Source organism: Microcoleus sp. S1D4 (genome assembly GCF_036700765.1).
Lineage (GTDB): Bacteria > Cyanobacteriota > Cyanobacteriia > Cyanobacteriales > Microcoleaceae > Microcoleus.
In genome coordinates, this window is the sequence record NZ_JAUBPP010000012.1 from 171697 (window position 1) to 195989 (window position 24293).

Genomic DNA, 24293 nt, shown 5'->3' on the forward strand with positions numbered 1-24293 from the left:
CAGCCGTAAAATATTAGGAAATACCCATGAACCTTAAAGTAGAAACCAGCAGTTTTCTCAACGATTTAGAGCGAGTAGCCGCCGTCCGCCGAGAAATTGCAGGTCGCCTCAGCAACATCGCAACAGCCATCAACCAATCAGAATTAGCAGCAGCGGAAGCATCAGGAAAACTAGGTTTAGAAACAGACAACGCGGACATTGATATCGCCAGTAAAAACTTGCGCCAAGGAGTCTTTCGGCTGCTAGTGCTAGGCGACATGAAACGCGGTAAAAGCACTTTTCTCAATGCGTTAATCGGCGAAAATTTACTACCGAGTGACGTAAATCCCTGTACAGCTTTGCTGACGATTTTGCGCTACGGTTCAGAAAAAAAAGTTACCGTTTATTTCAATGACGGCAAAAGCCCAAAACAGCTAGATTTTAAAAGTTTTAAACAGAACTACACAATTGACCCCGCTGAAGCTAAACGCCTAGAAGAAGAAAAGAAACCAGCATTTCCCGATATCGATTGCGCCGTAGTAGAATATCCCTTACCTTTGCTAGAAAAAGGCATAGAAATAGTAGACAGTCCCGGACTGAACGATACAGAAGCCCGCAATGAATTATCTCTGGGTTACATCAACAACTGCCACGCTATTTTGTTTGTGCTCAGGGCAACTCAGCCTTGCACAATGGGTGAAAGACGTTATTTAGAAAATTACATCAAAAATCGCGGATTGAGCATTTTCTTTCTGATTAATGCTTGGGATCAGGTGCGGGAAAGTTTGATTGACCCAGACGATCCTGAAGAATTGGCAGAAGCCGAAGGGAAACTGCGGCGGGTTTTTCAAGCTAATTTGGCTGAATATTGTTTGACAGAAGGACACGATATTTACGACGAGCGAGTGTTTGCAATTACCTCAATTAAGGCGCTCAGGTTGCGGATGAAAAACCCGGATGCGGATTTAGCAGGAACTGGTTTTCCCGAGTTTATGGCGGCACTGAATACGTTTTTGACGCAGGAAAGGGCGATTTCGGAATTGCGTCCGGCGAGGACTTTGGCGCGTCAAATTTCTGCTCGCGTCCGCGAAGCTGTTGGACGCCGTTTACCATTACTCGATCGCGATGTCAATGAGTTGAAAGAAAAGATTAATTCAGTTGAGCCGGAGTTTAAAAAGCTGACTCAGATTCGCGATGAATTTCAACAAGAAATTATCGCAGTTAGAGATAGTAAATCGCGGGCGATCGCAGATTCTTTTCGCGCCTACGTTCTTAACTTAGAAAATACCTTTGAAACAGATTTCTTACGATATCAACCAGAGCTGAGATTTCTGGATTTCTTCAGCCAAGGCAAGCGAGAAGCCTTTGAAGCATCCCTCAAACGAGCATTCGAGCAGTACATCAACGACAAACTCGCAGCTTGGACTCTCACGGCTGAACAAGAGATGAATTCAGCATTTTCGCAACTCTCGCAAAGTGCGGCAAATTACGGAGCATCTTACACGAAAGTGACTGAAAAAATTACAGAAAAACTGACCGGGCAAAAAATACCAGCAGCAGTCAGCAACTCGAAGGAAGATAATTCGCCATCTTGGGCAAAATGGGCAATGGGATTGTTTTCATTAACGACCGGGAACCTGGCAGGCGTAGCTATGGCAGGAGCGGGTTTTGACTGGAAAAATATCTTGCTTAATTTAATTACTGTGTTGAGCGTCAGTACGATTTTTGCTAGTTTTACGGGGATTGTTTTGGGGCCGCTGTACTTGGCTTTATTGGGGATGGGTGTTGGGGTTTTGCAAGCAGACGGAGCTCATAAACAGTTGGTGAAAGCCGCGAAAAAAGAGTTAGTGAAATATCTGCCGCAGGTGGCTCAAGAGCAGTGGCAGCCGATTCATGATGCTGTGAAAGAGTGTTTTGATGTTTACGGGCGAGAAGTGGGCGATCGCATGAATGCGGATATTAATTCTCGGAAATCGGAGTTAGATAATTTGCTCGAACAAAAGGAATCTCGCGAGATTAATTGTCAGGCTGAATCCCAGCGGTTGAAAAAATTGGAGGCTGATGTTTCTGCCGAGTCGCAGAGTATTGAATCACTATATCAAGCTTTCCTAGCATCTGCTAACTGAGATAAAACAACAATATGCAACAACCCGAAATTTATCAACACCTGACTGACAATCTCAAATCAGCACTCGGTATTCTCGAACTTGAGAAAAACTCCCAACTTTACCGAGATACCACCTCAATCTGTGACTATCTCGCCAAACCAACTTTTCAAGTTGCTGTCTTTGGCCCGTTTAATTACGGCAAGTCAACTTTGCTGAATGCTTTGCTGGGAAATCGGGCTTTGCCGATCGACCTTGTGCCCACTACAGGTGCTGCCATTTATGTCAACTATGGCGAGGAATTGCACGCAAAAATTACCCTGAAAGACGGCACGGAAATTAGCGAACCAGGGACTGATGTTTTGAAACGCTACGCCATCCTTGACGACGCGAGACAAATGCGGGATGATGTGGCGGCGGTGAATGTTTACTGTCCCCATCCATTTCTGCAAACCGGTGTGGAATTGCTGGATTTGCCGGGAACCAATGATCGGGAAGAACAGGATAATTTGGTTCGGGATAAATTGCTAACGGCTGATTTGGTTGTGCAGGTTTTAGATGCTCGCAAATTGATGACTTTAGGGGAACGGGAGAACTTGAGAGATTGGTTGAGCGATCGCAACATCAACACAGTCGTCTTTGTTGCCAATTTTCTCAATCTACTCGAACCAGACGACCAAAAACAAGTTTACAATCGCTTGTTGTTTGTTGCCGAAAGTTTTCGCTCGAACTTGCCGAACAATATCAGCAATATCTACCGCGTCGATGCTTTGCCGGCTTTGAGGGCGAGGCTGAAAGGAGATGTGGCGGCCGCCCAAACTACAGGAATTGCCACGTTTGAATCGGCTTTGCAAAGTATTGTGGCAGCTCAACAGGAACAACTAGCAGTTAAGTTGCCCAGAATTGAAGCTATAGCTAATAAAATTTGCCAATCTCTCCGAGCCAAAGCTGAAACTGTCGCTGCAGAAATAGTCGCAGCTCAAAAAAAGCACAAAGACAAAATTGAAATTAAACAAAAAGCCGAAAAACTGATATCAAAAGGCTTTCAAGCCAGCGTTTCCGATTTCGAGATTTGGCTTTACCAGCCCACACTTTTGCAGCGGTATCAATCGGAAATGGCGGTGTCGCTCCAGGAAGGAAGTTTTGATGCGTGGAAGCTAAAATTTCAGCGAGAGGTCTTACATCAGCAGCAAAGCATCGCAGAATGGGTAAATAAAGCTTGCGAATTCTTTGATAAAGAACAGCCGATCGCGCTTTTGATTTCGTTTCCTCCATCCCCGCAAGTCTCTTTACCGGAGCCGCCGCCACCTCCACCTCAAAAGTCGAACGAGGGCGAAGTGGCTCCAGTGGCGATCGCCACAGGCTTAGGTTGGCTATTGGGCGGGCCTGTGGGAGCCGCAGTAGTCGGCGGTGCTAGCTATATTTTGAATAAAAGAACTGGGTATGAAAAGCCGCCTGAATCGTCAGAAGCTTATCTCAATCAAGTAACGGAAATTTGCAGCGAGGCTGCTAAAAACTATCTCGCTCGCTTCAGCACCGATACTTTTTCCATGCTGCAACACTACAAGGAAATCGCCGGAAAAGTTATCTGTTTTCAAGACAGCAAAGAGCCACTACAGACAAATATTCAGCAATATCAGATACAGTTAATCAATAATTTGTTAGAAAATATCGAATCCTGCCTTCAAATGACTAAATCTGTAATTAACGGCAAATGATCCGAACCGACATTGCGGCCAGTACGAATCTTCAAAACACCAATTTCTTTGCTGACTAAAAAGTGATCGATCGGAATATAAGCCAGTGGCATAAAAGTCGGCCAAGTCGGTAAAATGCCAAAGCTCGATCGCGCATTTCGCAAATTTCCGGTTTTTACCATATTTTTGTAGAAAGGCGACCACATTGTGGTATTTAAATCCCCAACCACAATCAGCGGATTTTTGATTTGGGCTGCATACTCGCCGATGCCTGCTAGCTGTTTATTGCGATCGATAAAACTCTCCTGTTTGATCGGCACAGTCGGATGAGCAAGAATCAGAGAAATGATTTTACCTTGAAATCTCACCTCTGTAAACAAGCTCTTTCTTCGCTTTGAAAAAGCTTTAATAGAAGCATTTTCTAAAGGCAGCTTGCTGTATATTGCACTGCCAAATCTCTCAGATTCTTGCAGGTTGGAAGAGTAAGGAAAAATCTCGCTTAAAACTGCTAACTCTTTTGCCCAAACTGTGCTGACTTCGACAAAAACCGCGATATCAGGTTGTTCTGCTTTAACCAGCGATATCACCTCAGAATAGCGTCGGTTACTCGTTAAAACATTTGAATGCAAAATCCGCAAGTTGTGTGCGCTAGTTGCTCCTGCAAATGCTGGCGCTGGAAAGTACCAAGGAACAATTTCAGCCAAATTAACGATCGTGCAAAATGCGCTCACCAACAACCATCTTTTTGGGGAGCGCACCAGAGCGAAAAATATCAAAGTAGAGAAACCAACCAGCAGATATTGTACTTTAAAATGAGAACTCAATTCAAAAAAAATGTTAGTTATTCTCAAATAACCGACTATTGAAAATAGGGCATTTACACTTGCTGCGATAATAAACCATTTTAAAATTACGTGCTTCAAGCTAATGTTTTTGTTGTTGCTGCTGTACATCACCGCCCATTTGAGCTTGATTTTAAGGTCGTTAGTAATCGGCAATTTATCAATTTCTGTTACCAGTTGTTCTTCCTGTTCCAACTCTCGCCGCTTTTGATAAAATCTCACCCCCAAGCCATCTACCACAAAATAACTCACAGAATTGGCAACAAATCCTGCAAATACCAACACACCTAAACCGATCAGCATACCAAAGGAACCGCCGACTTTGACCAAACCCGACCAAACGGCTGCATCACCTGTTTTTCCTGTAGCTAATATGGCGATAAAGAGCATTAAAGTCGGCAATCCGATAGTGATTGTATTTCTGATTAATCTGTCCATTATACAATTTTATATTTTAGATTTTAGAGGGGGATGAATGATGCAATTTCTATAGTCATCACTACGGACTGGTTGACTTAATAACGGCTTGAAAAAATAAAGAGACTCCTTAATTCTCATATATTTCTAATGGTAAGTTGTCGGGGTCTCGGAAAAATGTAAACCTTTTTTCGGTAATTTCGTCAAGGCGAATTTCTTCTACTTCTACTTGTTGGGATTTTAAGTAAGCAACTGATGCTTCTATGTTCTCAACTGCAAAAGCTAAATGTCTCAAGCCACAGGCTTCAGGATTGTTAATTCTTTCAGGAGGATGGGAAAATGAGAAAAGCTCGATGGTGTCGCCATTTCCGACTCGCAAATCTAGTTTGTAAGAATTTCTCTCGGTTCGGAAAGTTTCTTTGATAATGGAACATCCCAATACTTCTACATAAAATTTCTTCGACGCTTCGTAATCCGAGCAAATAATCGCCACATGATGTATTGCCTTTATTTTCATCTGAAAAAAGTTAGTTAGTTGGGTTTTTCTGAGATGTTGCACCATTCTCAATAAGCTTTTATGAACAGGCTCTCCGGCCTGTTCCACAAAGAGTAAATTTTCTTGTGGAACAGGCCGGAGAGCCTGTTAAGCGAGAATAGTGCAAGATGCGAGGTTTTTTCAAATGCACAGCACGCTATTAACCAATTATATTTGACGATCGCAGACTCGGCGACAAACCCTGCGACATTCAGGGCGATCGACCTTTATTTTCCCCCGTCCAAATCTTAATTGAAAAATTTCTGCAAAAAAAAGCACCCTACTTGATAAGATGAGAGTTTTGCAGTCAATCACCCAATTTGCATCTCAGGAGACAAGCATTATGGCCCGTATGTATTACGACACCGACGCTAACCTAGACCTGTTAGCCAACAAAACAATTGCTATCATTGGCTACGGTTCCCAAGGACACGCCCACGCCCTCAACCTCAAAGACAGCGGTATGAATGTCGTTGTCGGCTTGTATCCCGGTAGCAAATCTGCAGCCAAAGCAACCGACGCGGGTTTAACAGTTCACCCGGTAGACAAAGCAGCCGCCGCCGCTGACTTCATCATGATTTTATTACCCGATGAAGTTCAAAAAACTATTTACAAAGAACAAATCGAACCGAATCTTTCCGAAGGAAATGTTTTAGCATTTGCTCACGGTTTTAACATTCACTTCGGCCAAGTTGTGCCCCCAGCCAACGTAGACGTAGTAATGGTAGCCCCCAAAGGCCCCGGACATTTGGTGCGCCGGACTTACGAACAAGGCGAAGGTGTTCCGAGTTTGTTTGCAGTATATCAAGATGCTTCCGGTCAAGCGCGCGATCGGGCAATGGCCTATGCTAAAGGTATTGGCGGCACCAGAGCCGGCATCCTGGAAACCACTTTCCGCGAAGAAACAGAAACCGATCTTTTTGGCGAACAAGTAGTTTTGTGCGGCGGTTTGAGCGCCTTAATTAAAGCTGGATTTGAAACTTTAGTTGACGCCGGATATCAACCGGAATTAGCTTATTTTGAATGTTTGCACGAAGTTAAACTTATCGTTGACTTAGTAGTAGAAGGAGGCCTAGCCAAAATGCGCGACAGCATCTCCAATACTGCAGAATACGGCGATTTAACTCGCGGCCCCCGCATCGTCACCGATCAAACCCGCGCCGAAATGCGTAAAATTCTCAGCGAAATTCAATCCGGTCAATTTGCTCGCGAATTCGTTCTCGAAAACCAAGCCGGCAAACCAGGTTTTACTTCCATGCGCCGTCAAGAAGCAGAACATCCCATTGAAGAAGTTGGCAAAGATTTGCGAGCTATGTTTAGCTGGTTGAAAAAGCAAGCCTAATCGATTATAAAGTTTAGATTCTTCGGCTTTGCTCCGAATAAGTTTGAGATTTTAGATTGTTCGTTCAATCTAAAATCTGAACTGCTAACTAACCCTAAAGTGCGGAGTAAAATTGCTCGTTGCTCGTTACCAGGCTCTGCCTGGTAATGCAGGTGCGGAGACTCTGCCTCTCTCTACCTTGTCGTTTCTGGAGAGAGAGGAGTGACAGATGTTTAAGTTAGTGATTTTTAGTTTTTTACAAAAAAGTGGCTAGATATTGTTAAAGAAACCTGGTTTGTCGCTGGTAGCTCAAAACTATCTACTGGGAGTAGGACTTTTTTGCAATTTCTCCATCTGCTGTTCTCTTTTCTCGTTGAAATCTCTCGGCCTCAGCCAATTCGGCCACAACCCGACGAAGAAATTTCTACTGGCGACGCTGGTATCTCTTATCGGTTTGGGCAGAAAAGTTAAACTGTCACCGTAAAGGGTAAACAGCACTATAAACAAAAGCAACAGCGGAATAACATTTTTTTTAGGCATGGCAGTTTGGGAGTGGAGTTTGTGAAAGCGCTTTGTTATATTTTGCCCTGGTACGGACAAAATATATCAGCAACGGCTCAAGAAAAATAGACCTCAGCAGTTTCGGAGACGGCAATACCGTTTCCCCTACCCCAAAATAATCAATTTTCGTCGGTTAAAGGTGTAACGATTCCGGGATTAATTGTAGGGAAATAGCGCGTGCAGTTTCCTGATGGTTCGACACTTCGGCGAGGTTTAGGTGCAATGTTTAACAGTTAACATCATTCCGAGACAATCGAACACGATATAACAAGTTATTAGCAAAAATCGAAGTTGTGGAAAATAGTTTGTGGGTGCATTTTTGTTAATTAGCTGACAAAAAACATAAAAACAATCAAGTGACACGCGAGAGTGTGGAAGAGAAATCCCAGATATTAAATTGTATTCAGACACAGGTATATCTCAATAAATCTCAAAATATAGTGAGCATAAATGGTGTAATCTTAGTGAAGAATAGAAATTTACGTTAATTAATTTGCGACTGATAATTCAACCCTATGTCTTTTACAATCACCTCAAGCATTGGCTTTTAATTTTTAATATTTCTAGCTTAAAAGTCGGATTTCTAGAACTATTAAATATGATGAATGAATGTTGTGGATATACAACATTAAACTCTGGATAAAGTTGGTCTGCCGTTGTTTTATTTTATCCAGAGTGATGAAAGAGCGCTAGTTTCGGAGCGGGACGACTTTTCCTGGTTTCCGGCATCTGAGCGTAAATCCATCCCTCCTGTGTTTCAAAAATCCGTCTTTGTGCTGAAGCTACAGCCCTTTGGCGATCTAGAATATGTAAGTTAGTGCTTACATTAATTAAGATGAGTAGAACGAATCGAAGTGCAGCGGAAACGCGCGATCGCCTGTTGAAAGCCGCGATTGAAGTTTTCTCTACAGAAGGCTACGTTGGAGCGACAACTCGTGAAATTGCTCGTGTTGCAGATGTGAGTGAAGTCACTTTGTTTCGCCGCTTTCAGAGCAAAGAGCAAGTGTTGAGTGCGGTTGCCCATCACATTACAGCATTGCGGACGGAGGCGTTGGCGCATCAAGACGAATGGACTTATGACCTACGCCGCGATCTCCTGCATTATGCAAAGCTCCACGACGATATGTTGGAGGAGTACGAAGCTCTATTTCGGATGTTTATTGGTGAAGCTCACCGGCATCCGACAGAAGCACTGGAGGTGCTTCAGCAATCATTTTTACCGCTGCGTGAAAAACTAATTTCCTATCTACAAACCTGTGTTCAACGCGGCAGTGTTTGTCCGAATGTTGACCTGTCACTGGCAGTGGATCAATTGACTGGAATGCTGCTGTCGGGTATGATTCGCCGCCATGTTTTTCAAGTAAACCGGGGCTACAGCCGTAAACGATACATCGAAGGGTGTGTGGATTTATTGGTGCGGGGAGTTAGCACAGCAGCGTCTTCTTTAAGTCGTACTTCGTCTCCAGAATGAAGGTTCCTGACAATTTTCGTATGAATTTGGCATTTGTGGATTGAAGCACCCTAACCCCTTGCGGTGGTGGGAAGCACCTGCCGTTCGCGATCGCAGAAGTAGAGACGAAAGATGGAACGCCCTCAAATACAGAGTCAATCAATTGAGCCAGATTCTATGGATATTCGGGCTTTTACCGAGTTGGAAGAGTCTGAGCCTCAAGACCAACAAAACGCTCAACAAAAGCGAGCAAAACCATTAAAAAAATTGAAACAATCTACCTATGATGCAGCCGGGTACGTGCAGGGACCGCTCAAGTGGGCGATCGCCCTGACGGCTTCTCTGGGAGCGATTCTAGAAGTCATTGATACCAGCATTGTGAACGTTGCTTTAACAGATATGCAGGCGACATTAGGCGCAACCGTGACCGAAATTGCTTGGGTAGTAACGGGTTACGCGATCGCCAACGTTGTGATGATTCCGCTCTCAGCCTGGTTGGGGGACTTATTCGGCAAGAAAACCTACTTTGTCTTTTCCATGATCGGGTTCACAGCAGCCTCGATGTTATGCGGTTTATCCATCAACCTGCCGATGTTAGTGGTAGCTCGGATTCTTCAAGGCTTCTGCGGAGGCGGACTGTTGGCAAAAGCGCAAGCGATTCTGTTTGAAACTTTTCCCCCTGCGGAACAGGGATTAGCGCAGTCGGTGTTTGGGGTTGGGGTGATTGCAGGTCCGGCTATTGGTCCCACGCTAGGCGGCTATCTGACCGATACGTTAGGCTGGCGCTGGATTTTCTTTATCAATTTGCCAGTCGGCATTGTGGCTGTCATCATGGCGATCGTCTTTCTCCGACCAGACTCGAAGCAACACGGACGGAGCCAGCAGAAAGTAGACTGGACAGGAATTGTACTGCTGTGTATTGCGGTAGGTAGTTTGCAAGGATTTTTGGAAGAAGGGGAAAAAGAAAACTGGTTTGAATCCGGTTTCATTACGCTCCTGGCGTTTGTGGCGGTTGTGGGGCTGTTTCTGTTCATCTGGCGAGAACTCAGCACCAAAGCACCAGCAGTTGACTTGCGGGTTCTGCGGCATAAATCCCTGGCAGCCGGTAGCCTTTACTCTGGTATTTTGGGCATGGGGTTGTACGGAGCCTTGTTTGCTGTACCGCTGTTTGCTCAAGGCGTGCTGCACTTTTCGGCAACGCAAACCGGATTTCTACTCGCTCCTGGAGCTTTAGCGTCCGCCATCATAATGGTTTTATTGGGCAAAATTTCGACTAAGGTGGATGCCCGCATTTTAATTGCGCTGGGAGCCTGTGGAACGGCAGCCGTGATGTTTGAGCTGGCAAAAATCACGCCCCAAACCGGAACTGATAATTTGTTTTGGCCCCTAATCTGGCGCGGTGCAACTACGGTTTTGATGTTCCTGCCCCTAAGTTTGGCAACATTGGGTTCCATCCCCAAAGAAGATGTATCGGCTGGCTCCGGCTTCTATAACTTGACTCGTCAGCTCGGCGGTAGTATTGGCATTGCCATTCTGACCTCATTGCTGGCTCAACGAGAGGCTTTTCATCGAGCCATTTTGTTGGCAAAGTTAACGCCTTACGATCCAGAAACAACGGAGCGGCTCAGTGCACTCATTGGTTTGTTTCAGAGTCGCGGTTCTGATGCCGCAACCGCCGAACAACAAGCCCTCGCCGCGCTCTCCCAATTAGTCAATACGCAGGCAGCCGTTCTATCCTACGCAGACATTTTTCGCTTTGTCGGCATTGTCTTTCTCTGTTCGCTGCCATTGCTGCTGTTTCTCGGCAAGGGAGGCGCTGGAGCCAAAGTACCTGCTGCTCACTAATTGCTTGATTTTAAGCAAAGTGCTGTATCAATTCCACTTGTACCGTCAGGTAATTGTTGATTGTTGACTGTTGACTGTTGACTACTGACTGCTAACTACTGACTACTGACTACTGACTAAGGAGCGAAAACTTAATAACTTAAACACCTCCTACAGTCCTCTCTCCCGTAAGTTGCCTTCCTCAAAGGAGGCAGAGCCTCCGGATCTGCATTACCAGGCAGAGCCTGGTAACGAGCAATCGCTTGAGTTATTAAATTTTCATTCCTAATGACTAATGACTACCCTTCAAATTCGCTCAGGGCAAGATGACTACTGACTACTGACTACTGACTACTGACTACTGACTACTGACTACTGACTACTTATTCTCTTGAATGAAAGTTTGCACGACTGCATTAGTTTCTGGGGGAATTTCTGTTATTAGGCGCACCGGAATTGCGTTTGTTGAGGCAAATTGCGCGTATTCTGGGGTTAAAAAGATAGCATATTTGTCGGCTTCTGCTGTTAGTTGAGCGGCCATTGCCAAACTGATAACTTTAATATAATTGCGTATGCTCGCGGCTTGGTCGCCGACAAGTTCATCGCCGGTAATTACTGTGCTCGGCCTCCCAACTTGGTCTAAGGTTGTACTCGGATCTTTGACGCTTAAGTGGGTTCCTCCTACAAATCCGACTAGCCATTTGGGTGAGGGAATTTTTGGGAAGCCGGCAATTTGTTCGACTAAGGCGGGTGTTGTTTTGTCTGCTGAAGATGCTACTATTAATGTGGGAATCTTAATTTTACTTAAGCCTGTTTCTCCAAATAGTAATGATGTTGTGGGATTCATGACGATCGCCCTTTTAATCCTCGCATCCCGCAATTGATACCGTTCTTCGGGCAATCCCGCCGCCGCGCACTGAATCCCTTCGCCCAAGCTAAACCCAATCAAATCGCCCTGACAGCGCTGTTTGAGCCCGCTCAATTGCAGTTCGGCACCCGCTACGGACAAGGCTGTGGCGCCGCCGAAGGAATAGCCAACTATCATCGATCGGTCGATCGCGATTTTCCCCCGTAAGTTATCATCAGTTTGGTTCAATTTTGCTAGTTCGTCGAGCACAAAACTGATGTCTTTGGGACGCTCTAAAAACTCTTGAGGAGCTAATAACCGAGACTTACCCGCAATCGCAGCATTGGTGTTCGTTTCGTTGCTTCCCGGATGTTCCAAAGCAGCCACCACATAGCCGTAAGACGCTAAATGCTCGGCCAAATAGCGCAAATCCGTGCGGACAGAACCCAAACCGTGAGAAAAGACGATCGTTGGTTTGTCAGCCGTCGCAGCTTTCGACCAGTAGACATCAACTGGAATGCGCCGATTGCGGGCGCTGTCGTTCAAATCTAGCTTCAATACCTGCACCGAATTGGGGCCCGGTAGGCTAGGGTCGAAAGGCAGGTTAAGCGCCGGTTTAACGGCTGCTAACTGAGGTGCGATCGCCGCCATAAACCGCTGAGTTTGCCAAAAACCCGCGTTCAAATTTCCCAAAACCGAGAAAGCTCGATCGAGATCCACGACTACCCGCGAGCTCGGATAAGATTCTATAAAACTCAGTACCGATAAGCCTTCCGGCGCGTTCGCACCCAACACCAAAGCCGCTCGCAGCGCTTCGACACCAGCACCGTCGCGCCTCGGTATGACTGTCGTCAAATCAGTCAGGATCGCACTCCCGATGCGCGTATTTAGCAAGTTGCTCAAACCGACTACATTGAGGGGAATTTTCGCTGTTAGCGCGCCAAAAATTTGACCGCGCTGTGAGTCAGACAGCAAATCGGCGTATGTTTGCAGTTTTTTGGGTACTTTTCCGGTTTTTGCGAGTTCGCGCAAATCCGCAACCGATATTGACGATTCTAAAATACCTTTGCGGAGAACAACGGTTTCTGCAGCTTTTGCAGAGGATGTGAAGCTGCTGAAAGTGCCGATCGCGATCGCGCTACAAACACTCACCATTGACGAAAACCATCTGAAATGGGGTCTAATGCTCATTTTTATTTGATTCAACTAGAAACAATATCACTATATTCTCAGAAGTCTCTCAGATACCGAAAAATTGCCTCAGATGTCGAGAAATTGTGCTGAAGTGCGATCTAATTTTTGTATAATTTTTTGTATTAGTGCGATCGGCTTTGCTCGAAGGGCTTCCATCACCGAAAGCCAGCGAGGACGATCGCACAGCGTTAAGGCCAAACACAGATGATCCCATTACACTAGACCTTTTGTACTCAATCGCACACAAGATCGAAAGCATCTGCGTCCATCAGTATTTATCAGCTTCAAATCTGCAGTTAACCTGCTCGATTGAATATTTATGCAGCTCAAGTATACTTTGCTTGTCGCTGCTAATTCCATACACTTGATATCGGCCAGCAAGCGAGAGTAAATCCGCTGTAAAAATAGACTCTCTTGCATTTTAACCGCAGATGAATGCAGGTCTATCAGACGATCTGCAGTTAAAATATTACTTAAGATTTAGGGAAATAAACAACAAGCATCGAAAGATCTTGATGAGCGCGGGCGATCGATTCCGGTTCTTTAAGAGTTCCCGGTTGTTCCCACAAATTCTGCGACTGATAAATTGTTGGTAAAATCAGCAAATCATGTTCTAACAACTGCTGCGAAACCTGCTTGACAAAATTTCCCCGCACCCGATTTATCGGTATCTCAGAAAGAATTTCTATCTTAGTGGCACTTTTGTTAGCTTGTTCGCGTTTTGTCGCCACCAACAATACTTGTAAACTCGCCTTAAGTTCCTGGGCCAAACTCTTAGCAATATCCACGGTTTCCGCAAATCCAAACCGAGTCAAATCGCTGTCAGTTATCGCTAAAATAACTCTGGCTGTATTTTGGATAGGATGGGGAAATCGAGCAATCAGTACCGGTACGGGCGATCGCCTCACTATATTATCAATGATGCTGCCAAAAAAATTGTCGCGAGTCGTGGAAAATCCCTTCCAACCGCAAACAATTAAACTAGCCTCGCGTTCGGTTGCGCTCCGCAGAATTCCGCGATCGATCGCATCATCTATCCTCGCGATCGGTTCCACCGCACAATCAGCGGCGTTAGCGACAGTTTCCGCAGCCCTCAAAAGTTGAGTTTGCTGCATTTTCTGTGCCGGCGAAATTGGTTCCCCGCGATCGGACAAAATATGCAGAGGTAGCAAAATTCCCTGGGATGTTTTAGCTAAAATCAAAGCCAAACGCAGCAAATTATCTTCCGTATTCGGGTTAGCAACAGGTACTAAAACTCGATCTCCCCATGAATGCTTTCCCGAAGTAGCAGCCGGTAAACTTGACTCCGGCTCCTGCATTTGTTGACCCCACCGAGATACAATCCAAGGAGAAGCGACACAAGTTACTAAAATCATGAAAATGATCCCGTTCACCACTACGCGATCGACCAATTCAATGTTAAAAGCAACCGTAATTGCAGCCAAAGTAGAAGCAGCTTGAGCAGCAGAAAGACCAAACATTACCATAATGTTGGGAAACTTAAAACCAAAGATTTTCCCCGGTATCCAAGCTGCCAAAAACTTGCTCACCAATTCTGCTAAAATTATCACCCCCGCCACCAACAAAGACTGCGGCTGCTTCACCAAAATTAGCGGATCGATCAACATCCCCACAGAAATCAGAAAAAACGGCACAAACAGCGTATTCCCAATAAACTCAATCCGATTCATCAGCGGACTCATTTTGGGGATGATTTGAGTAATGGCAATTCCCGATAAAAACGCACCAATAATTGGCTCAATCTGAATCATTTCGGCTGCGTAAGAAACCAAAAACAGCGTAGCCAGTACAAACATAAATTCGGCGTTTTCGTCGTGACCAAATTTCTTAAAAAACCAGCGGCCGATTTTGGGGACTCCCCACAAAGTAGCAAAAGTGTAAATAGCAAGAGATGGAATTAGAAACAGCCAAAAATCGAGAGTCAGATTTCCTTTGTGAGCTTTAACAACAATTGCCAGCACCAACAGTCCCAAGACATTTGTAATTAAAGTCCCGCCCAAAGTCGCAGTAATAGTCTGAGTTCGCATCAATCCCAATTTTGTCAAAATTGGTAGGGCTAAAAGCGTGTGGGTAGCTAAACAAGAAGCGACTAAAATTGAAGCAAGCAAGCTATACCCCAACAGCAGCATTGCTCCAGTCCCCAATATCATCGGTAGGGCAAAAGTAGCCAGGCCAAATATGATAGCTTTGTCAGCATTTAGTTTGAGGTCATCGAGGCTAGTTTCCAGTCCCGCTAGGAACATCAAAAACAGCAATCCTACAGTACCTAACAAAACAATAGTAGCGTCTCGTTGCAGCAAATTGAGACCGTTGGGGCCGACAATTACGCCAGCAATAATCAAACCGACTATTCCCGGCAATCGCAAGCGCTCAAATACTAGAGGGGCGATTAGCATGATTGCTAAAAGAACCAGAAAAACGGGAACTGGAGCGGTAATTGGCCCGGAAGCTAGCATAAATTTTTATCCTACATATTCGCACAGAATTGCTACTAATTTTTCCCTAAAAACTCTAAATATTTATCAATCTAAAGAGGGATTTTGGAAAAATTGCAGTTGTTATTGTTGATAACTACAATTGACCGGAATTGACTCGGTTTTTTAGCAAAATATCGGTTTGTAGTGAGGACTTTAGTCTTTATCTAAATCCAAGGACTTTAGTCCTCACTACAAACCTATTGAAAATTCAAAACTGGGAAAGGCTTTGCTGCTTCCATCTGCGCCGCCAAAGCAATTAAAGTTGCTTCCGCTGCCGGCCGCCCGATAATTTGAATGCCCACGGGTAAACCGTTATCATCTAAAATTGCCGGAAGTGCGATCGCAGGCAAACCGCTAGCATTAAATGGCGGACAAGGAGCAACCCAATTAATAATCCGCTGCAAAGTTTCCTCACAACTCAAATCAGCCCACTCGCCGATGCCAATTGGCGAGTGCATATAAGTCGGTAAAACTAAGACATCAAAATTTTCAAAGAATCCCACAATCCGCCGTGAAATAACCTGCATTTGATTCACCGCCCGCAGATATTCTCCCGCAGAAACAGTTCTTTCCAACAACCAGCGATTCATCGGTTCCAAAACTTTGCTGGGAATGCCGCTTGCACCCGCCCCAGATTGCCAAATTACTGTAAAGGGTTCGATTAAACCCGTAAAATCAGGGCATCCCGGTTCGACATCGTGACCCAAATCTGCCAATAATTTTACGGTATCGAGCACCGCTTGCTGACACACAGGCGCTGCCTCACCGACGGGAGCAATATTGGTAGAAAAAGCAATTCGCAGCTTGCCCAATTTTTCACTGGCAGACTCTAGAAACGTGGGATTTGGGTCTGGTAGCCAGTACGGATCGCCGGTTGTGTACCCTGACATTACATCCAAAAGTGCGGCCGCGTCAGCCACGGTACGCGCTAGAGGGCCGTTGGCAGAAATGCCGCTTAGGTAGTCTCCGACTGGTGCCCAGGAAACTCGCCCGCGCGATGGTTTGATGCCGACTAAACCGCAGGCGGAAGCTGGGCCTCGGATCGAACCGCCGCCGTCTGAACCTTGGGCGATCGCGCACAAACCGGCCGCTACAGCCGCTGCTGAGCCGCCGCTGGAACCTCCGGGCGTGTAGCCTAAATTCCAGGGATTGCGCGCGGGCCGGAAACCTGGGGGCTCGGTGTAAGGCAATGAGCCTATTTGAGAGGTTGCTGTTTTGCCCAGAATGTTAAATCCGGCTGCTTTGATCCGCCAGACTACTGACTCGTTGTAGGGAGATATGTTACCGTGCAATGCCTGAACTCCGTAAGTACAGGGAATGTCGGCAACTGGTGTCAAGTCTTTGATGGCGATCGGCACTCCGAAAAACGGTGGCAATTCCTCTGACTTGTTTAAGCCTGCTAGGTGTTCGGTTTGCGCTGTCGCTAGTTCGATCGCCCGATCGGCCGTTACTGTAAAATAACTACCAAGCTGATGGTTTAATCGATCGATCCGTTCCAAGTACAGATTGACAATTTCTAGAGGCGATACTTCCCGATCGCGGATCGATTTCGCTAATTCCAGGGCTGGAGTAAAAGCCCGATCGACAGAATTCATCGGTTTAAGTCCTTAACGGCTTTATTGAGTATCATTTTATACTTGCTTACTAAGTAAAAATGTGGGCTGTAAAACAATATTTCCCATGTCGAAAATCCATATTCGATAGTAGCTCGATTTGACTCGCATCCTGCAAGGGGCAGAATATTTCCTTACAGGTGCAACGCCGTGTGCTCTTCTTTTGGGATAGACTGATCGGAAGAGTCCAGCTTTTGTGAAAGAGACGCTCTTCGGGCGATCGGCATTGTGCCACTTCCACAAATCCTCTGTTCGAGTCAGCCTTCTCAGCAAACCAAGGTAGCGCATATGACACAACAGCACCCGCCAGCACCTCGCCCGCCCGTACCCGGAGCACCCCCACCTCCAGGGCTGCCCCGCCCTCCCCTCCCAGGCATTCCCAGAGCAGCAGGAATGCCCCCCCCACCACCAGCGCCCGCAGCCGCACCAGCGCCCGCACCAGCGCCAGCGCCCGCACCAGCGCCTCAATCTTCAGCCACACCTAAAAACCCCAACTCTAGCAACGGCGGAGTTCCGAGTTTGAAAGAGCTAGTAATCCGAGCCAAAGAAGAAGGAGTATCCGACCTTCACCTCGGAGTAAACGAATTCCCTCGCTTCCGTACCAGGGGCGAAATTGCCGACATCGGCTATCCACAGACAGATTTAGATACGTTTTTTGGCTGGCTGCGCGAGTGCATGAGCGATGAAGAAATAGAAATTTTCCAAAAAACCCTAGACTTTGACGGCGCTTTCGACTTCGGCTTTGTCCGCATCCGGATCAGTTGCATGGACTCCTTGGCAGGCCCGGCGATGGTGCTGCGGCTAATTCCTGCCAAAATCATGACAATGGAGGAATTGAAGCTGCCAGATGTCTTTAAGAAAATATGCGGCTACCACAAAGGACTGATTTTGGTGACGGGCCCGACAGGTTCGGGCAAGTCTACCACCTTGGCCGCCATGATCGACTACATCAACAAGAATAAAGCCTACAACATCATTACGATCGAAGACCCGGTAGAATTTGTACACGAAAGCAAAAAATCCTTGATCAAGCACCGCGAAGTCGGCAGGCACACCCTCAAGTTTATGAATGCTCTCAAAGGCGCACTGCGACAAGACCCGGATATGCTGCTAGTCGGAGAAATTCGGGACAGAGAGACGGTGGAAATCGCCCTCAAAGCCTCTCAAACCGGTCACTTAGTTGCAGGAACCCTGCACACCAACAGTGCGATTAAAACCCTGAACCGGATTCTGGATATGTTCGCGGCGGAAGAACAAGAGGCCATACGGGTGTCAATTTCCGAATCCCTAGTGGCGATTATTGCTCAACTGCTGTGCAAAACCACAGATGGCAAGCGGGCAGCTTTTCACGACGTTCTGATCAATACCGACGTGGTTAAGGAATACATTCTGAAGGGGCAGAATGAGGAAATTAATCAAATCATGATCAAAGATACTTATGAAGGCATGACGACGATGAATAAGTCGCTCTACGGTCTTTATCAAGAAGGCCGGATTACTGAAGAGCTTTGTGTAGAAAACTCGCCGGCCCCGAACGAAATGGCTCAGATGCTCCGAGGTCGAGTCTAAAATTCGAGTGTTAACTTTTAACTTTTAACAGTTAACTGTTAAAAGTTAACTTTTATGTGTGTACTTCAATGAAAGTCGATCGCCCGAGTTTGCCGGAATTTTTCAAAGGCATTGCGCTGTTTACACCGGGGGGAGACTTAATCTATTGCATAGACCCCCGCAAGCAAAATCAGTGGCACTTGCAGTTGTGCGTAGCTTTACAGGAAATACTCGGTTTGTCGGAACCGCCACATTTTTTGATACCTTGCTACACGGCCACCGTTGACTGTTGGGGTGATCGGATCGATCGAGAGTTGCGGGTTGTCGCCGAGGCATACCCGCCGGTGCTGCGCCATCAAACGCTGCTGAATGCCATTTTTGGCACTGGGGACTTGGTTTGGGAGGCCCGCAGCGACGAAATGTGCGAACCGATGCCGATCGCCACTTATTACAAACAATTCCCCGAACTCTGGGAAAATCACGACTTAGTTGTACAGTATCCCCTCTCGGTTGGGCGATCGGACTTTGGCAGTTTCCCGATCGTACCTCCCTCGCGCTTTGGACAATCTCTGCAGGTAGCGCTTCCCCAACCCGCAGCCATCACTCCACCGCCACCAACTCTAGGATACGTTTTGCGGCTGTTTGTTTCCGGCATCAACCAGAGTACCGAACGCACCCTCGAAACATTACATCAATTGTTAGAACAATCCCTCAATCTTCCCTACACTTTAAAAGTAATTGATGTTTTAAAACATCCCGAACAAGCTGAGGCGGATCAGATTTCAGCAACACCTACTTTGATTAAAATTTGGCCAAAACCGGTGCGACGAATAGTCGGGGAATTGAACGATGCCGAAAAAATAGTGCGGTTGCTGAGCAATTCAGAATTTTAGATTTTAGCGATTATTGAATACTGGCGATCGCACTCGGTTTTGCAGGAGTATTCGCTGTGAAAAATCCAAGTGCTATCGCTGCCATTTTCGTCGGATTGACTCTCCGCACAGATGCTCCCAAAGTTGATCGGCTCAATCAGGAAGACAAACATCCGGCACGCACAAACCCCCTAAATCTAAAGTTGTGACTTCCAGCGTATCCAACTCAACTCGCCGAATGACGTGATTGTTTGTATCAGCAACAAACAAATGAGACCCGATCGCGCTCAAGCCTGAAGGTTCAGAAAACCGAGCCTTGAGACCAGTACCGTCAGCCAAACCTGCAGTACCATCTCCAATCATCGTTATGCAAGTACCGCTGCGGTGGTCTATCCGCTTAATTTTGTGATTGTAAGTATCAGCAACCCACAGATAATTTTGACTGTATTCCACACCCAAACAGTGCTGCAATCTCACATCTTCACCGCGGCCATCTTTATCCCCAAAACCAAACAGTTCACCGCTACCGCAGACAGTACGCACCTTCGGGTCTTCATCTACACCGAGGGCGCGAATCGAACTAATTTCGCTGTCAGCAACAAACAACTCCGATCGATCCGTAGCCAAGCCGCTGGGCTGAGAAAAAGCAGATTCTGCCAGATTTCCGTCAACACAAGATTCCCGGCCCGTACCTGCATAAGTGGCGATCGTGCCAGTGTCTAACTGCATTTCCCAAATTTGGTGGGAACCCGCCATTGCAATAAAAAGTCTATTTCCAACCCTTTCTAAATCCCAAGGCGAATTCAATTGCGTTTCTAAACCCTTGCCGCTGCGGGGTGCAATTTCGTGACTTTGTTCGCCAGTACCAGCAACAGTTTCCACCCGCTCAGTTGTAAAATCAATCTTTCTGAGAGCGTGATTTTCCGTATCAGCAACATAAAGAATTTGACTTTCTGCATCAAAAGCCATACCTTGAGGGGCAGAAAACTCAGCTTCTTCAAACTTGCCATCAGTTAAACCCGCTTTCCCCGTACCGATGACGTGCAGCACTTCACCTTCAGTAGAGCTAACAACAATTCGATTGTGTCCAGAATCTGCAACAAACAAGCAAGAACCAACCAAGCTTTGTTGAACTGAGTTCGCAGGCCCCGGCAATACAGTTTCATCTACAGATTGATTGTCCTCAGTCATTTCGCCCAAAAGCGCTTCATTTTGGTCAAGCTGTTTTGCTTCCATTGAAGTAATGGCAAATGCCAGCACTTTACCGGGAAAAGCCAGCGGTGTTGATACAGGTTTGCGCTGTTTTTCTAACCTAAAACTGAGTTGTTTAAAGTTGAGCACCTTTTTATCTTTGTATTCAGCAATTAACTTGCCAACTAACTCATCAAGTGCTTCTCTATTGCCTTCGCCGGAAACAAAGCCGACGACATAACTTTCAGGATCGATCACCATTAAAGTCGGCCAAGCGCGAACCGCGTAGCTTTGCCAAACTTTCATGCCACTGTCTACGATTACGGGATGTTCAATATCGTAGCGGAGGATAGCTTGGCGGATATTTTCTACTTCTTTTTCGTTTTCAAATTTAGCCGAGTGCACGCCGATAACTGTGAGGGAATCTTTATATTTTTGTTCGAGGTATTTTAAGTCTGGGAGGACGTGCAAGCAGTTGATGCAGCAGTACGTCCAGAAGTCGAGGAGGACGACACGCCCTTTTAAGGATGCAATGGATAAAGGTTTCTCGGTGTTAAGCCACGGGTACTTTACGGGGAATTCTGGTGCTCTGACGCGAGGCATGGCATCTCCTGGTAGGGTCTGAATAATTTTTTACCTTCTTTAATTTAGCGGGAAGTTTCGCGGCATGGGGAAAAAGGGAGGTTAAGGAAACCGCCGAGGGTGCAGAAGGCGCTGAGAAGGAGAAGGGAGGAAAGATGCCCAACCGTCGTTATTGCGTATAAATACTTAAGGAATCCATCGTTTAGACAAATCCAGGAATCTTAGCCAAGATACTTGACATCTTGGGCTAGCAGGTTTAATCTATTTCTATGAACCTTAGCCAAGATTTTTAGGAAGTGGTCAATGTCAAAGATCATCTACGATCTCATCCAGCGCTTTGAGGTAGAAAATGGAGTCCCTCGCCTGATTTCAACCAAAATTGAGGTCATTGAAGGCGGAGAGGATTTGATATCGCTAGCTACCCGTTTGCTGAAGCAACTTGGTTTCTACGAAAAGTTTGAGGAGAAACGAACATCTCAATATGTAGGATACAGACTTAAGAATCCTGGGAAAGGAGATAAACGTTATCAACTTATTTTAGGTCAGCGGAAAGAGGGTTTATGTATTTCTATTCCTGAAGAAGTTTTAGAACCATATCTCTTGCAACTGAAGTCTCACACATATATCGAAGAGGAACTAACCCTAGGTTACATTATAAAAGGAATTTTTTGGGTATTACCAAGCAAGAAAAGTTTATTTTTAGAGTCACTTCACCCTAACTATTGGTCTCTTTTCGAGGAAGGTGAAATAGTAGGCGATTTTTATTTGAATAAGTTAAGAGATGAAGATGGATATGGATATGGAACTGTGTTACCCAGCAGAATTTTAGATGAATTTAACCCCAATACTTTGAGCGACCCCGAGAGCTATCTGGTTCTCAGTCAAGATAAACTTTTTCCTTACACATTCCAAGTATGTATTAGTTATAGTGCTATTTTAGAAGAGTTTTTGGGTTATTTCGTAAAAATTATATTAGATTATGAAGCGGCTGTAGTTAGCAGCAAAACACAGCGAAATTAGTCGGACTTTGGAAACTAACTTTTAGGATTTTGATGAAGCAGATAAGGAACCTGGGGTTTCTCATAGAACTACAAATCATTAACTTGATACTGGAGCAAAACTAATGTCTGTAAAAGCCAAAAGACTTGTCAACTCTTACGAAGAAAGAATGCTTGAATTTCTTCATACCTGTGTAGACAACAACTATAAAATTCATACACAGGTTAGCTTGTCCCAAATTTGCGAACAAGTCAGCAACCTTGACTGGGAACTCAAAAAGTTTTTATTTAGCCCCAGTGCTGTCGATGCTCTAATCACAGACTTAAACTACAATCCTTGCCTAGTAGTAGAGTTTCAGTCTCAGTACCACGATAGCCCAGAAGCGAAAAAGCGCGATCGTAAAAAAGCTACTTTACTTGAGTTTGCCAAAGTTCCCTTAATTTACTCGCGGGTAAAAAACTGTGGTTTGTTATATCTCTCGTCTCAAGATGAGGAAGTAGTTTACAATTTATACACAGGACAAAACAGGAAAAATGCCCAAGCACTAATCACGCAATATTGCAGGGAATCAGTCGCGCCTCAAGTCCCGGATATAGCTTGGTAACTAGGAATAGTTAGGTTATTTATGTCCGAAAATACCAAGCTAATTAATATATGGCTTCTGGGCGGGTTCACCAACAATACACTCTTCTTGCTTCTCCCAAATTTTATCCTTGGTTTTCCCTGCAATTATTTTCCAAAATAACCAATACACCGTTAATTTTTTTGTGTTCGATCGCACTTGCGATCGAGTTAACCCACAGATTGATATTCTGCGGTTCTCCTTGCAATGGCAATAGAACCCGATTGCGGTAATATTGCTCTCTATCTCGATCGCCTTTGGGTGACAAAGCCGCATTTAACCATTGACTAAAATTCTCATTCTCGATTTTAATCAAATCACCCAAAAATACACCCTCTACGACTTCTCCCTCGCCACCTAGCAATTGTTTAGCCCGATCGTTAGCGGTAAATAATGTTACCTTTTTTATCTGTGGAGATGACACCATTAGGGAGCGATCGCACTATATCTTTATGTCTGTTTTCTTCTTGTTTGACCTTGGAAAACAAGATAGCGTTTTGCAGGGCTACTCCTGCTTGGATGTTAAACGCTTTCATAAATTCCAGGTCGTTGCGATTGAAGCTCGCTTTCCACTGGTCGGGGGCCTGTGGCCAATCTGCCGGGTTGTAGGGGGGGAATTCTCCTTTTCGTTTTTTATTAATTAAGTGGGTGACGCCAATCAATTTGTGGGCTGAGTTAAATACTGGCATACAAAGCATACTGCAAGTGCGGTAGCCAGTTTTTGGGTCTATTTTTTTTGCATTTTCGGCGCGGGGGTCGTCGTATACGTCAAAGGGAATCAACAGCGGTTCGCCGGATTAGGCGACGATGCCTGCAAAACCGGCGGTTCTGGGTATGCGAAGTTCTTTAAGGTCGCCACTGATCGGGATTTTCGTCCACAGTTCGTCTTTATCTTCGTCGAGCACCCACAAGATACTGCGATCGGCGTTCATGAGTTCTTGGGCCTGATCCATCACCCTTTTTAGGGTATCTTCTAAGTCTAGACTGCTCTGACAAAGATCGTTGATGGCGTTCATCAGCGCTGTGGCGGCCCGTTGTCTTTGACTGGCGGCATAGAAAGATTTGGACGACTCTACAACTAAGCGAATGGACGAGGCAAATTCTCTAAAAACTTGTTCGTCTGCTTGAGTAAACCCTACATTGTCAATCTGTTCGCCTAAAGTATCATAATCTTTGTGGTTTGGCTTGAGTTTATTAATCAGTTGGACTACTGCCATTAACTCGCCTGTTCCTTCATCGAGCAGAGGCATCGCCAGCATTGTATAACAGCGATATCCTGTTCTTTCGTCAAATTTTTTGACATTGACAGAACGTGGGTCATCATAGAAATCATAGGGAATATTTACCAGTTTTTTCTCCGTGGCTACTTCTCCCACAATGCCCCGATTAGCGGGAAATCTGATCTCTAAATTTTTGCCGTTTTCGTCTTTAGCGACAATAGCCCACAGTTCATTTGGCTCTTGATCGAATATAAAAATTGTCGTTCTATCTGCCTTCAACCATTCCCCTGTTTTTAGAGTAAGTAGGTAGGCGGGAAAAAAACTATCTATGTAACAAAACATTAAGTTACCTAATTGGAGTTAAACTTAAGACGTT

General features: G+C 45.5%; 15 protein-coding genes and 1 pseudogene. 9 read left to right on the top strand and 7 right to left on the bottom strand.

The genetic code is table 11. The features are described 5' to 3' along the window. Nucleotides 1-26 precede the first annotated feature (26 nt). Nucleotides 27-2105: a dynamin family protein gene (locus QT998_RS15005; RefSeq protein ID WP_333115029.1), complete on the top strand. Its 2079-nt coding sequence runs from the start codon at nucleotides 27-29 to the stop codon at nucleotides 2103-2105. A gap of 14 nt (nucleotides 2106-2119) precedes the next feature. Then, the gene (locus QT998_RS15010) at nucleotides 2120-3802 is read left to right on the top strand and encodes a dynamin family protein (RefSeq protein WP_333115027.1); all 1683 of its coding nucleotides are present in this window, start codon (nucleotides 2120-2122) and stop codon (nucleotides 3800-3802) included. On the opposite strand, the gene QT998_RS15015 is transcribed toward QT998_RS15010, so the two are convergent. Further along, nucleotides 3769-5061, bottom strand: coding sequence for an endonuclease/exonuclease/phosphatase family protein (locus QT998_RS15015; RefSeq protein ID WP_194066121.1), 1293 nt, complete (start codon nucleotides 5059-5061; stop codon nucleotides 3769-3771). The genes QT998_RS15010 and QT998_RS15015 overlap by 34 nt on opposite strands. Before the next feature lie 109 nt (nucleotides 5062-5170). Then, nucleotides 5171-5557: an SMU1112c/YaeR family gloxylase I-like metalloprotein gene (gene gloA2 / locus QT998_RS15020; protein ID WP_194066122.1), complete on the bottom strand. Its 387-nt coding sequence runs from the start codon at nucleotides 5555-5557 to the stop codon at nucleotides 5171-5173. 310 nt (nucleotides 5558-5867) lie between these two features. On the opposite strand from gloA2, the gene ilvC reads away from it, so the two are divergent. The 3 genes from ilvC to QT998_RS15035 all read left to right on the top strand — a co-directional run bounded on the left by ilvC (nucleotide 5868) and on the right by QT998_RS15035 (nucleotide 10752). Beyond that, complete coding sequence (gene ilvC, locus QT998_RS15025) at nucleotides 5868-6917, top strand: ketol-acid reductoisomerase (RefSeq protein ID WP_333115024.1); 1050 nt, start codon at nucleotides 5868-5870, stop codon at nucleotides 6915-6917. Nucleotides 6918-8292: 1375 nt separating this feature from the next. Beyond that, the gene (locus tag QT998_RS15030; protein ID WP_194012757.1) at nucleotides 8293-8928 is read left to right on the top strand and encodes a TetR/AcrR family transcriptional regulator; all 636 of its coding nucleotides are present in this window, start codon (nucleotides 8293-8295) and stop codon (nucleotides 8926-8928) included. Between the two features lie 111 nt (nucleotides 8929-9039). Then, nucleotides 9040-10752, top strand: coding sequence for a DHA2 family efflux MFS transporter permease subunit (locus QT998_RS15035; protein WP_333115022.1), 1713 nt, complete (start codon nucleotides 9040-9042; stop codon nucleotides 10750-10752). A gap of 358 nt (nucleotides 10753-11110) precedes the next feature. Here QT998_RS15035 and QT998_RS15040 read toward each other — a convergent pair whose 3' ends face one another. The 3 genes from QT998_RS15040 to QT998_RS15050 all read right to left on the bottom strand — a co-directional run bounded on the left by QT998_RS15040 (nucleotide 11111) and on the right by QT998_RS15050 (nucleotide 16865). Continuing rightward, nucleotides 11111-12769, bottom strand: coding sequence for an alpha/beta hydrolase (locus QT998_RS15040; RefSeq protein WP_333115021.1), 1659 nt, complete (start codon nucleotides 12767-12769; stop codon nucleotides 11111-11113). 476 nt (nucleotides 12770-13245) lie between these two features. Continuing rightward, on the bottom strand, nucleotides 13246-15249 hold the full coding sequence (locus QT998_RS15045; RefSeq protein WP_194066127.1) for a cation:proton antiporter domain-containing protein: 2004 nt from the start codon (nucleotides 15247-15249) through the stop codon (nucleotides 13246-13248). Between the two features lie 218 nt (nucleotides 15250-15467). Further along, nucleotides 15468-16865: an amidase gene (locus QT998_RS15050; RefSeq protein WP_194066128.1), complete on the bottom strand. Its 1398-nt coding sequence runs from the start codon at nucleotides 16863-16865 to the stop codon at nucleotides 15468-15470. 306 nt (nucleotides 16866-17171) lie between these two features. Between QT998_RS15050 and QT998_RS15055 the strand changes: the two genes are divergently transcribed. Continuing rightward, on the top strand, nucleotides 17172-18452 hold the full coding sequence (locus QT998_RS15055; RefSeq protein ID WP_333115019.1) for a type IV pilus twitching motility protein PilT: 1281 nt from the start codon (nucleotides 17172-17174) through the stop codon (nucleotides 18450-18452). A gap of 68 nt (nucleotides 18453-18520) precedes the next feature. After that, the gene (locus QT998_RS15060) at nucleotides 18521-19324 is read left to right on the top strand and encodes a circadian clock KaiB family protein (RefSeq protein ID WP_333088121.1); all 804 of its coding nucleotides are present in this window, start codon (nucleotides 18521-18523) and stop codon (nucleotides 19322-19324) included. Nucleotides 19325-19456: 132 nt separating this feature from the next. Here QT998_RS15060 and QT998_RS15065 read toward each other — a convergent pair whose 3' ends face one another. Continuing rightward, nucleotides 19457-21097 carry a thioredoxin-like domain-containing protein gene (locus tag QT998_RS15065; protein ID WP_333115017.1) on the bottom strand — a complete coding sequence of 547 codons (1641 nt, stop codon included), beginning with the start codon at nucleotides 21095-21097 and terminating at the stop codon, nucleotides 19457-19459. 282 nt (nucleotides 21098-21379) lie between these two features. On the opposite strand from QT998_RS15065, the gene QT998_RS15070 reads away from it, so the two are divergent. Both QT998_RS15070 and QT998_RS15075 read left to right on the top strand, forming a co-directional pair. After that, the gene (locus QT998_RS15070; RefSeq protein ID WP_333115015.1) at nucleotides 21380-22096 is read left to right on the top strand and encodes a hypothetical protein; all 717 of its coding nucleotides are present in this window, start codon (nucleotides 21380-21382) and stop codon (nucleotides 22094-22096) included. 103 nt (nucleotides 22097-22199) lie between these two features. Next, the gene (locus tag QT998_RS15075) at nucleotides 22200-22679 is read left to right on the top strand and encodes a DUF2726 domain-containing protein (protein WP_333088118.1); all 480 of its coding nucleotides are present in this window, start codon (nucleotides 22200-22202) and stop codon (nucleotides 22677-22679) included. A 109-nt stretch (nucleotides 22680-22788) separates the two neighbouring features. On the opposite strand, the pseudogene QT998_RS15080 reads toward QT998_RS15075, so the two are convergent. Next, nucleotides 22789-24220: pseudogene (locus tag QT998_RS15080) on the bottom strand (GAF domain-containing protein); the annotation flags it as partial. Nucleotides 24221-24293 lie beyond the last annotated feature (73 nt).

Coding starts and splice junctions, on each gene's coding strand:
- ilvC (WP_333115024.1), top strand. CDS start 5,868: ATGAGAGTTTTGCAGTCAATCACCCAATTTGCATCTCAGGAGACAAGC.
- QT998_RS15040 (WP_333115021.1), bottom strand. CDS start 12,769: ATGAGCATTAGACCCCATTTCAGATGGTTTTCGTCAATGGTGAGTGTT.
- QT998_RS15060 (WP_333088121.1), top strand. CDS start 18,521: ATGAAAGTCGATCGCCCGAGTTTGCCGGAATTTTTCAAAGGCATTGCG.
- QT998_RS15035 (WP_333115022.1), top strand. CDS start 9,040: ATGGAACGCCCTCAAATACAGAGTCAATCAATTGAGCCAGATTCTATG.
- QT998_RS15050 (WP_194066128.1), bottom strand. CDS start 16,865: ATGAATTCTGTCGATCGGGCTTTTACTCCAGCCCTGGAATTAGCGAAA.
- QT998_RS15055 (WP_333115019.1), top strand. CDS start 17,172: ATGACACAACAGCACCCGCCAGCACCTCGCCCGCCCGTACCCGGAGCA.
- QT998_RS15045 (WP_194066127.1), bottom strand. CDS start 15,249: ATGCTAGCTTCCGGGCCAATTACCGCTCCAGTTCCCGTTTTTCTGGTT.
- QT998_RS15065 (WP_333115017.1), bottom strand. CDS start 21,097: ATGCCTCGCGTCAGAGCACCAGAATTCCCCGTAAAGTACCCGTGGCTT.
- QT998_RS15015 (WP_194066121.1), bottom strand. CDS start 5,061: ATGGACAGATTAATCAGAAATACAATCACTATCGGATTGCCGACTTTA.
- QT998_RS15070 (WP_333115015.1), top strand. CDS start 21,380: ATGTCAAAGATCATCTACGATCTCATCCAGCGCTTTGAGGTAGAAAAT.
- gloA2 (WP_194066122.1), bottom strand. CDS start 5,557: ATGAAAATAAAGGCAATACATCATGTGGCGATTATTTGCTCGGATTAC.
- QT998_RS15075 (WP_333088118.1), top strand. CDS start 22,200: ATGTCTGTAAAAGCCAAAAGACTTGTCAACTCTTACGAAGAAAGAATG.
- QT998_RS15030 (WP_194012757.1), top strand. CDS start 8,293: ATGAGTAGAACGAATCGAAGTGCAGCGGAAACGCGCGATCGCCTGTTG.
- QT998_RS15010 (WP_333115027.1), top strand. CDS start 2,120: ATGCAACAACCCGAAATTTATCAACACCTGACTGACAATCTCAAATCA.
- QT998_RS15005 (WP_333115029.1), top strand. CDS start 27: ATGAACCTTAAAGTAGAAACCAGCAGTTTTCTCAACGATTTAGAGCGA.